The organism is Lentzea sp. (assembly GCF_035525475.1).
Taxonomy (GTDB): Bacteria; Actinomycetota; Actinomycetes; order Mycobacteriales; family Pseudonocardiaceae; genus Lentzea.
Window position 1 is genome coordinate 1 of the sequence record NZ_DATLEC010000207.1, and the last position, 9,441, is coordinate 9,441.

Below are 9,441 nucleotides of genomic sequence, written 5' to 3' on the forward strand. Positions count from 1 at the left end.
GGGCAGACCGTGCCGTTCGACGGAACCCTCGCGTCGATCAGGTAGTCCCGCACGGCGGTGGTCGCGCACCCCGACAGCCCGAGAGCCCCGTGCCCGCTGCCCTGCCACCCGACCAACGCCGACCCCGGCAGCCGCTGCGCCGCGTGCTCGGTGCCGGGCGCGGGGGTCGAGAGGTCGTTGGCCGTGCTCAGCACGACGATCGGCGGCGCGCTCTTCAGGGCGTCCACCTTCTCCGCCTTGGGTGGCGGGAACGGGTTGCAGTGCAGCAGCTGGCGGGCGTACAGGGCGCCGAACATCGCGTACTTGCCCTGCCAGTCCGCGCTCAGCGCCTTCACCCGGTCGGGTGGGATTCGGGTGGCGGTGTCGTTGCAGCCGATGATCAGGCCCGCGTCGAAGCGGGGCGGGCTCTCGTCCAGGTCGTTCACCAGCGGGTCGAGGAAGGCGAAGAGGCCGGCGGGGTCGCCGCCGCGGGCCTTCACCAGGGCGTCGGCCAGCGCCGGCCAGCGGGAGCGGTCGGCCAGGCCCGCGGTGATCGCGTTCAGGGCGGAGCCGGGGGTGAGGTCCACGTAGTCGCCGCGGACTCGTGTCGTGCGCAGCTGCGTCAGCAGTGCCTGCACGTCCTCGCGCGGGCTCGTCAGGGCGCAGTTGCGGATCTTGCAGTCGCGGGCGAACGCGTCGAGCGTCGCCTCGGCGGCTACCGCGCGGGACTCCAGGACGCCCACCTGGTCGAGTGCCGGGTCCGGGGCGCCGTCGAGGACGGTGCGGCCGATGCGGGACGGGTAGCGCTGGGCGTAGGTCGTGATGACGCGCGAGCCCTCGCCCAGGCCGATCGCGTTCAGGCGCTCGGTGCCGAGGTGGTCGCGGAGGCGTTCGAGGTCGGCGGCGGTGCGCCACGAGTCGAACGCGGTCAGCCTGCCCTCCAGGTCGAGCACGCACTCCTGCGACGCCTCACCGGCGGCGACGACGAGGTTCGACTGCTCGGCCTGAGCGGGGTCGAACTCCACGAGCTGCGCGCGCGTTGCCTGCGGTACGCAGGACAAACCGTCCGAACGACCCGTGCCGCGGCGGTCCATGCCGATGAGCGTGTACGTGCTGAGGACGTCCTTCGGCAACGTCGCCGCGAGCCGCGCGGCCTTCACCGTGCCGGGCTCGCCGCCGGGGTCGTTCACCACGACCAGCGCGCTCTTGCCCGTGCCGACGCGCATCAGCGCGATGCCGATCGTGCCGCGTCCGGGGCGTCCCGGCGGGTCGAGCACGGCGGTCATGCGCGTGCACTCGTACGTCTGGTCGGTCTGCGGGGCGTTGGCGCCGATGCGGTCCTTCATCTGCTCGTTGCACGGCGACCACGCCAGCGAGTCCTTGTTGTACTCGCTGAGCGGTGGCACGGGTTGCGGTCCCGCGAACGCGCTCTGGTCGACCGGCCCGTTGTCCTCGCCCTTCACGGCGATCACCGGCCGGGTCGAGGGTCCCGCGCTGCACGCCGTCAGCACGCTCACTGCCAGTAGGGCCAAGGCAGCGCGACGCACAGGTGTCCTCACTCTCGTTCACACTCCGGAACACGAGCCTCGCACGGGCAAGGTGAGAACCCCGTGAGACAGGATGGACGCATGTCTCACGCTGATCGGCTTCCCGTCGCCAGGCTCCTGGGCGGCATCCCGCCGACGGCTCTCGTCCTGCTCGGCATCGTCAGCGTGCAGGTGGGCGCGGCCGTCGCGAAGCAGCTGTTCGCGACGGCCGGTGCGGTCGGCACAGTGACGCTGCGCCTGCTCGTGGCCGCGATCGTGCTGGTCGCGATCTGGCGTCCATCGCTCACAATGGACCGCCGCACGCTGACCGTGGTCGTCACCTACGGCGTGGTGCTCGCGGCGATGAATTTCTGCTTCTACTCCGCGATCGACCGCATCCCGCTCGGCGCGGCCGTCACCATCGAGTTCCTCGGCCCGCTCGCGGTGGCCGTCGCGGGCTCACGGCGCTGGCTCGACGGCGTGTGGGTGCTGCTCGCGGGCGCGGGCGTGGTGCTGCTCACACGCGTGGAGGGCGGTCTGTTGTGGACGGGCGTGCTCTTCGCGCTGGCCGCGGGCGCGTTGTGGGCGGCGTACATCCTCGTCACGGCCAAGCTCGGCAGCACCACCACCGACGGCAAGGGCCTCGCGCTCGCGATGGTGGTGGGCGCCGCGATCGCACTGCCCTTCGGCGTCACGTCAGCGGGCACGGCGCTGCTCGACCCGGTCGTGCTGGCGGCGGCGGTCGCGGTCGCGCTGATGTCGTCGGTGGTGCCGTACTCGCTGGAGCTGGAGGCGTTGCGGCGCATGCCCCCACGCGTGTTCGGCATCCTGATGTCGCTCGAACCGGCGGTGGCCGCGGTGGCGGGTCTGGTGCTGCTCGGCGAGTACCTCGCCCCGGTGCAGTGGGTCGCCGTCTGCTGCGTCGTGATCGCCTCGGTGGGCGCGACGAGATCGGCGAGACCCGAGGTCTAACGGGCCCGCAGCTCGCCCTTCAGCACCGACGCGACGTCGTACCGGGCCGGGATCTCCAGCTGGTCGTAGCGGCACGACAGCGGTTCGCGGTCCGGGCGCCACCGCGCGAACTGGCCGTTGTGCCGCAACCGCACCGGCGCGTCGCCCTCTGTCTGCGTGTAGTGGATCTCCAGCACCCGCTCCGGCCGCAGCGCCACGTACTCGGCCTGCTTGCCGCGCCACCGGTTGATCTCGCCGGGGATGCGCTGACCGGGAACGGGCTCCGCCCACGGGTGCCCGGACGAGTCGGTGATCAACGGCGCGAGCTCGGCGGCCAGCTCGCGGCGTTCGGCGGCCTTGAACGACCCGCAGACGCCGATGTGGTGCAGCACGTCGTCGGAGTCGTAGACACCGAGCAGCAACGAGCCGACGGCCGTGCCGGGCTCGGTGTCCTTGTGCCAGCGCAGACCCGCGAGCACGACGTCCGCGGTCCGCGCGTGCTTCACCTTGATCATCGAACGCTTGCCCGGCGTGTAGGGCCCGTCCGACGGCTTGCCCATCACGCCGTCGAGGCCCGCGCCCTCGAACAGGCTGAACCACTGCCGGGCCGTCTCGACCGAGGTCGTCGCGGGCGTGATGTTCAGGCCGGGCAGCTCGAGCAACGCCTCGCGGCGGGCGATCGTCGGCGACTCCAGCAGCACCTCGGACCCCAGCGCGAGCAGGTCGAACGCGACGAACGTGGCCGGCGCCGACTCCGACAGCATCGTCACCCGCGAGGCCGCCGGGTGGATGCGCTCGGCCAGCGCGTCGAAGTCCAGCTCGTCGTTCTTCGCCACCACCAGCTCGCCGTCGACGACCACGCGGTCGGGCAGCACGTCGAGCATCGAGGCGACGACCTCGGGGAAGTAGCGGTTGAGCGGCTTGCCGCTGCGCGACTGCAGCAACACCTCGTCGCCGGCGCGGAACACCACGCACCGGAATCCGTCCCACTTCGGTTCGAAGAACAGGTTCGCGTCGTCCGGGATGCCGTCCACCGCGGTGGCGAGCATCGGCTGCAACGGCGGTGTCAGCGGGAGGTCCACGCGCACATCCTGCCTCCTCAGCTGGAATTCCGCCGCAGGTATCGCAACAGCAGCACGTCGTCCGCGCGCAGCACCGACGCGAGCGTCAGGTCGACGGGCGGCACGACGGGCCCGGTCGCGATCCGCGAGGCGCCGCCCACGGCCAGCAACGGTGACACCGTCAAGTTCAGCGCGTCGACCAGGTCCGCGGCGACCATGGACCCGAACAACCGCGGCCCGCCTTCGAGGTTGATCCGCCCCAGTCCCCGCGCCGCGAGCTCCGACACCGCCAGCGGAAGATCCACCTCGGTCTCACCCGCGACGATCACGTCGGCGGGCAGCGCGGGCATCCGCGCGGCCGCGCAGGTGATCACGATCGGCGGCACCTCGGTGTCCGTGAACAGCGGCAGGTCCGGCGTCAGCGACCCGCGTGCCGTCACGACCGCGATCGGCAACGGCCGCTCCCGCCGGGCACCGCGATACCCCTCCACGAGCACGGTCGTGGCACCCACCATCACCACGTCAGAGAGCTCGCGACCCAGCGAGTAGATCTTCTTGTCGGCGGGGGAGCCCAGGCCCGCGGAGCGCCCGTCGACCGACACCGCACCGTCCACGCTGGACACGAAGTTGGCGGCCACCCACGTGCGGTCCGCCGGGTACGCGTAGAGCGACTCGAGGTCTGTGTCGGTCATCTCAACGCCCGGTGAGGGCCACAACATCTGCACGAACCCATCCCACCACGCCGATAGGGTGCGGACATGCGCCTGTCCGACCGGGATCCCCAGATCGGTGCCGACGAACTGGTCGAGGGCCTGGTCCCGCCGCCGATGTTCGACACCGTCAGCTTCGACACCTACATCCCCAACCCGGACGAGCCCAGCCAGGCCGCCGCGGTCGAGGCCGGTCGCCTGTTCGCCGCGCGGGTCAGCCTCAAGCGCAAGAAGTGGTCGCTGTTCGGTTCGAGGAACGAGGACGAGGGCAAGCTCGGCCTCTACCTCGACGGCGGCTTCGGCGTCGGCAAGACCCACCTGCTCGCCTCCCTCTGGCACGCCGTGCCGGGCCCCAAGGCCTACGGCACGTTCGTCGAGCTGACGAACCTGGTCGGCGTCCTGACCTTCCCCGAGGCCGTGAAGCGGCTCAGCGGCCACAAGCTGCTCGCCATCGACGAGTTCGAGCTCGACGACCCCGGCGACACCATGCTGGTCACGCGCCTGATCAAGGAGCTGACCGCCCAGGGCGTGTTCGTCGCCGCCACCTCGAACACGCTTCCCGACAAGCTCGGCGAGGGCCGGTTCGCCGCCGCCGACTTCCTGCGCGAGATCCAGTCGATGTCCTCGAAGTTCGACGTCGTGCGCGTCGACGGCCCCGACTACCGCCACCGCGGCCTGCCCGACGCCCCGCCGCCGCTGTCCGCCGCCGACCTGGAGGCCAGGGCCGCGAACACCCCCGGCTCGACCATCGACGACTTCGACGACCTGTGCGAGGCGCTCGCCCGCGTCCACCCGTCGAAGTACGGCCGGCTGCTCGACGGCGTCACCGCCGTGCACCTGCGGGACGTCAAGCCCGCGCCCGACCAGAACGTCGGGTTGCGGCTCGTGGCGTTCGGCGACCGGCTCTACGACCGCGACGTCCCCGTCGCCGTGTCGGGGCTGCCGCTGTCGGAGTTGTTCACCGAGGAGATGCTGAACGGCGGGTACCGGAAGAAGTATCTGCGCGCTGTCAGCCGATTGGTCGCACTGTCCAGGGTTTGACTCCGGCGGCGTTCGAGTATCCACTGGTGACGAGTGGGAATGATGACGTCCCGACGTCCTCCGGAGGCACCCATGCTGAGTGAAGCCGAGCGCCGCTCGCTCGAGGAGATCGAGCAGCGGTTGTTGGCGGACGAACCGAGACTGGCCCGCACCATGAACCGCCAGGTGCGGCCCTGGCTGCTCTACTCCCTCCTGCTCGTCTTCGGCGGCCTCACGGTGCTGCTGACGGTGATCGGGGCGTTCGGTGCCGCGTTCCAGTGCCTGGTGGTCACAGCGGGTGTGATGATGTTCAGGAAGTACCCGGTGCGCCTGCGGTAGTTCCGAAACTCGCTGGCTTTCACGGCCGGGTACCCCGACGATCTCCGACGTGGGACATCTGGAAGCGAACGGGCTCGCGTACACCCTGCCGGACGGCCGGGAGCTGTTCCGCGACGTCTCGTTCAAGGTGAGCGGCGGGACCGTGGTCGCGCTCGTGGGCGCCAACGGCGTGGGCAAGACGACGCTGCAGCGGATCCTGTCGGGCGAGCTCACCCCGAAGCAGGGCAGCGTGCACGTGCAGGGCGGGCTCGCGGTGATGCCGCAGTTCATCGGCTCCGTCCGGGACGACTCACTCGTGCGCGACCTCTTGCTGTCCGTCGCGCCCGAGGCGCTGAGAGCTGCCGCGCGCGAGCTCGACGACGCCGAGCTCGCGCTGATGGACACCGACGACGAAGCCGCCCAGATGCGGTACGCGAACGCACTGACCAGCTATGGCGAGGCCGGCGGCTACGACGTCGAGGTCCTCTGGGACACCGTCACGGTCGCCGCGCTCGGCCTGCCCTACGACCGCGCGCGGTTCCGCGAGGTCCGCACGCTGTCCGGCGGTGAGCAGAAGCGGCTGGTCCTCGAAACGCTCCTGCGCGGCCACGAGCAGGTCCTGCTGCTCGACGAGCCCGACAACTACCTCGACGTCCCCGGCAAGCGCTGGCTGGAGGACCGTCTGAGGGCCACCGACAAGGCTGTGCTCGTCGTCAGCCACGACCGCGAACTGCTCGCCAACGCCGCCACGCACGTCGTCACCGTCGAGGCCCACTCCGCCTGGACGCACTCCGGCTCGTTCGCCACCTGGCACGCCGCCCGCGTCAAACGCATCGAGAAGCTCCTCGAAGACCACCGCCGCTGGAACGAGGAGCACGAACGCCTCAAGGAGCTCGTGCGCACCCTCCAGCAGCAGGGCAAGTACTCCGAGGTGATGGCCCAGAAGTACCGCGTGATGGCCGCGCGCCTCCAACGGTACGAGGACGCCGGTCCTCCTCCGGAGATCCCGACCGACGAGAAGGTCACCCCTCGCCTCAAGGGCGGGCGTACCGCCGTTCGCGCGATCACGTGCGAGCAGCTGGAACTGACCGGGCTGATGAAGCCGTTCTCGCAGGAGATCTTCTTCGGCGACCGGGTCGCCGTGCTGGGCTCGAACGGCTCCGGCAAGAGCCACTTCCTACGGCTGCTCGGCGGCGACGATGTGCGGACCTCCGGCGCGTGGAAGCTCGGCGCCCGCGTCGTGCCCGGCCTGTTCGCGCAGACGCACGAGCACCCGGAGTGGCTCGGCCGCACGCTCGTGGACATCCTCTGGCACGGCGAGGGCCGGCGGCCGGGCAAGGAGCGCGGCGCCGCCATGTCCGTGCTGGGCCGCTACGGCCTCGGCAAGGCGGGCGACCAGCGGTTCGAGAACCTCTCCGGCGGCCAGCAGGCCCGCTTCCAGATCCTGCTGCTGGAGCTGTCCGGCGCGACGTTGCTGCTGCTCGACGAGCCCACGGACAACCTCGACCTCGCCTCGGCGGAGGCGCTGCAGAACGCGCTGAACGACTTCGAGGGCACGGTCGTCGCGGTCACGCACGACAGGTGGTTCGCGAAGTCGTTCGACCGGTTCCTGCACTTCCGCGCGGACGGGAAGGTGTCCGAAGTGGACGAACCCGTCTGGACCTGATGGTTTTCACCCGAACGAGCCCCTTCTGGGACTGACTTCAAGCCCTAGCGTCGGCGGAATGACCATCTCCACCGCCTACAGCAGGGACCTGGGCGACGAGCTGCGCCGGGTGCGCGAGTCCTGCACGGGACTCACCGGCCGCGCGCTCGCCGTCCAGCTCGGCTGGGACCCCAGCAAGGTGTCGAACATCGAGCACGGACGGGCGCGCGCCAGCGAGATCGACCTGGTGCAGTTCCTGACGCTGTGCGGCAAGGACATCGACTTCTTCGAGGAGTTCCGCCGCCGCTACCGCCACGCCTTCGACCTCTACTTCGTGCAGGTTCCGGACAACCTTCGCACCATCGCGATGGCGGAGTCGATGGCAACGAAGATCACCGCCTACGACGTCGTGACGATTCACGGGCTCGTACAGACGGAGGCCTATGCGCGAGAGCTGTTCGTGGAGACGGGGATCGAGGCTCCCGAGGACATCGACAGGTTGATCCAGCTGCGCGTCGAACGACAGGCGATCATGCGGCGGCACAACCGCCCGGAGTGCGTTTTCTACCTGCACGAGATCGCGCTTCAGGTCCGGTTCGGGGATGCCAGGCTCATGGCGGACCAGTACCTGCGGCTCCTTTTCAAAACCCACGTCGTGCGGATCGTGCCCACCTCGGCCATGAAGGCCGTCGTCCAGCCGAAGTGCACTCTCTTCGAGTTCGAGAAGGCGTCGCCGATCGCCTACACCGAGAACAGCCTCGCCAAGGTGTTCGCCCAGGACAACGCCGCTGTCGCGCGGAGCAGGGCGCTTTTCACACACCTGGATTCCATCGCCTTGGATGAGGAACAATCCCGGAGCATGCTGGCGGACTACGTCAGCGGACTCCGAGGGGATTCCCATGACTCACGAACGGATCTGGCGTAAGAGCAGCTACAGCAGCGGGACCGGTGACAGCGAATGCGTGGAGGTCTCGCTCGCCCACGACGCTCTTGTGCGCGACTCCAAGAACCCGGCCTCGACCCTCGCCTTCTCCACCGACGCCTGGCACGCGTTGGTCCGCGAGATCACAGCTCCCAGCTGACGAAGGCGCCGTCGTCGATCGACGCGCCCGTCTTCCGGTAGGTGGCCTGCGCCGCCGCGTCGCCCGTGGCGGCGCCGGTCCACATCGCGTAGCAACCCCGTTCCGCGGCAAGGGCCTTCAGGGCCTCGACCAGGGCGGTGCCGATGCCGCGGCGCAGGAACGCGTCGTCCACGCCCAGCTCGTAGAGGAACATCTCCGTGCCCTTGTCCGGGTGTGTCATCTCCACGCCGGACGCGAACCCGGCGGGCACGTCACCGACGTAGGCGATCAGCAGGTGGCTGTGGTCCTGCGCCAGGAACCGGGCGGTCGCGTCCGGCCGCGGCGGCGCGTCGAACAGGTGCGCGGCGGCGAGCACGTCGTCGGGGGAGGCGGCGCGGCGGATCTTCACCACGTCAGGCTAGGTCAACTCCGCGGCGGGGGCCCGCAGGCGCGTCACCGGTCCTCGGCGACCGCGGGCAGCTTCCCGTTCCTGACCAGCCTGGTCAGCTCCTCGTGGTCGGCCTCGGTCTGGTCGGCGTAGTCGGACGCGTACTTCGCGAACGCCTCGTCCAGGTCGTTGCCGTCGCCGTCCTGGAAGTACCCGGCCAGCAGCCGCGGGTCCAGCGAACGGGTGTGGGCGCGCGCCAGCAAGGCACCGGCGAACCGGCCGTAGTCGTCCAGGTCGTCGCGCTTCAGGGTCGTCGCGTCGATCTCGCCCTTGCGGTTGCGGAACTGCCGGACGATGAACGGCCGGCCGTCGATCGTCGTCCAGCCCAGCAGGATGTCCGTCTCCGCCTGCACGAGCCGGGCGCCGTGCACGATCCGCTTGCCCTCGTGCTTGGCGGGGTCGACGTCCAGAAACGGCTGCAACGCCGAAGACCGGGCTTCTTTGGCTTGCAGCACCAGTGCTTCGGAGCCGTTGCCGTGCAGCAGGACCAGGTAGTTGCGCAGGCCGACGCTGCCGGTGCCGACGACGCGGAACGCCACGTCGGAGACGCCGTAGCGCATGATCAGGTTTCGCCGCGACTCGCGCAGGCTGTTCACGTAGGACGGAAGCGCGCCGATCACGGCGTCGGCCGTCGAAGGCGTGACGTCGGTGAACGTCGGCGGGTTCGTGACGAACCGCCACTTCTCGCCGTCGTGCGCGGTCCACTTCGCGGCGAACCGGGC

The 9,441-nt window shown here is 70.2% G+C and carries 11 protein-coding genes; 6 read left to right on the forward strand and 5 right to left on the reverse strand.

From position 1 onward, the window contains the following. Positions 1 to 1,496 (reverse strand): alpha/beta fold hydrolase (locus VM306_RS31745; protein ID WP_325521442.1); only part of this gene is annotated, 1,496 nt, incomplete at its 3' end. 111 nt (positions 1,497 to 1,607) lie between these two features. Here VM306_RS31745 and VM306_RS31750 point away from each other — a divergent pair. Continuing rightward, entirely contained in the window at positions 1,608 to 2,477 is an 870-nt protein-coding gene (locus tag VM306_RS31750) for an EamA family transporter (protein ID WP_325521443.1), read from the forward strand. Here the strand turns inward: VM306_RS31750 and VM306_RS31755 are convergent. Both VM306_RS31755 and VM306_RS31760 read right to left on the reverse strand, forming a co-directional pair. Next, positions 2,474 to 3,538, reverse strand: coding sequence for an ATP-dependent DNA ligase (locus VM306_RS31755; RefSeq protein WP_325521444.1), 1,065 nt, complete (start codon positions 3,536 to 3,538; stop codon positions 2,474 to 2,476). The genes VM306_RS31750 and VM306_RS31755 overlap by 4 nt on opposite strands. A gap of 17 nt (positions 3,539 to 3,555) precedes the next feature. Continuing rightward, positions 3,556 to 4,209 (reverse strand): pyrimidine reductase family protein, encoded by a 654-nt coding sequence (locus VM306_RS31760; protein WP_325521445.1) that lies wholly within the window; start codon positions 4,207 to 4,209, stop codon positions 3,556 to 3,558. 66 nt (positions 4,210 to 4,275) lie between these two features. Here VM306_RS31760 and zapE point away from each other — a divergent pair, with 66 nt between their 5' ends. The 5 genes from zapE (at position 4,276) to VM306_RS31785 (ending at position 8,292) form a co-directional block, all read left to right on the forward strand. Further along, positions 4,276 to 5,268 (forward strand): cell division protein ZapE, encoded by a 993-nt coding sequence (gene zapE, locus VM306_RS31765; RefSeq protein ID WP_325521446.1) that lies wholly within the window; start codon positions 4,276 to 4,278, stop codon positions 5,266 to 5,268. A 72-nt stretch (positions 5,269 to 5,340) separates the two neighbouring features. Then, the gene (locus VM306_RS31770; protein WP_325521447.1) at positions 5,341 to 5,586 is read left to right on the forward strand and encodes a DUF3040 domain-containing protein; all 246 of its coding nucleotides are present in this window, start codon (positions 5,341 to 5,343) and stop codon (positions 5,584 to 5,586) included. A 49-nt stretch (positions 5,587 to 5,635) separates the two neighbouring features. Beyond that, positions 5,636 to 7,231 (forward strand): ABC-F family ATP-binding cassette domain-containing protein, encoded by a 1,596-nt coding sequence (locus tag VM306_RS31775; RefSeq protein ID WP_325521448.1) that lies wholly within the window; start codon positions 5,636 to 5,638, stop codon positions 7,229 to 7,231. Between the two features lie 58 nt (positions 7,232 to 7,289). Then, complete coding sequence (locus tag VM306_RS31780) at positions 7,290 to 8,135, forward strand: helix-turn-helix transcriptional regulator (RefSeq protein WP_325521449.1); 846 nt, start codon at positions 7,290 to 7,292, stop codon at positions 8,133 to 8,135. Continuing rightward, a complete protein-coding gene (locus VM306_RS31785; protein ID WP_325521450.1) occupies positions 8,110 to 8,292 on the forward strand; it encodes a DUF397 domain-containing protein in 183 nt (60 codons plus the stop codon). The genes VM306_RS31780 and VM306_RS31785 overlap by 26 nt, the downstream gene beginning before the upstream one ends. Here VM306_RS31785 and VM306_RS31790 read toward each other — a convergent pair. Both VM306_RS31790 and VM306_RS31795 read right to left on the reverse strand, forming a co-directional pair. Beyond that, entirely contained in the window at positions 8,276 to 8,680 is a 405-nt protein-coding gene (locus tag VM306_RS31790) for a GNAT family N-acetyltransferase (protein ID WP_325521451.1), read from the reverse strand. The genes VM306_RS31785 and VM306_RS31790 overlap by 17 nt on opposite strands. A 44-nt stretch (positions 8,681 to 8,724) precedes the next feature. Then, positions 8,725 to 9,441 (reverse strand): DUF2252 family protein (locus VM306_RS31795; protein WP_325521452.1); only part of this gene is annotated, 717 nt, incomplete at its 5' end.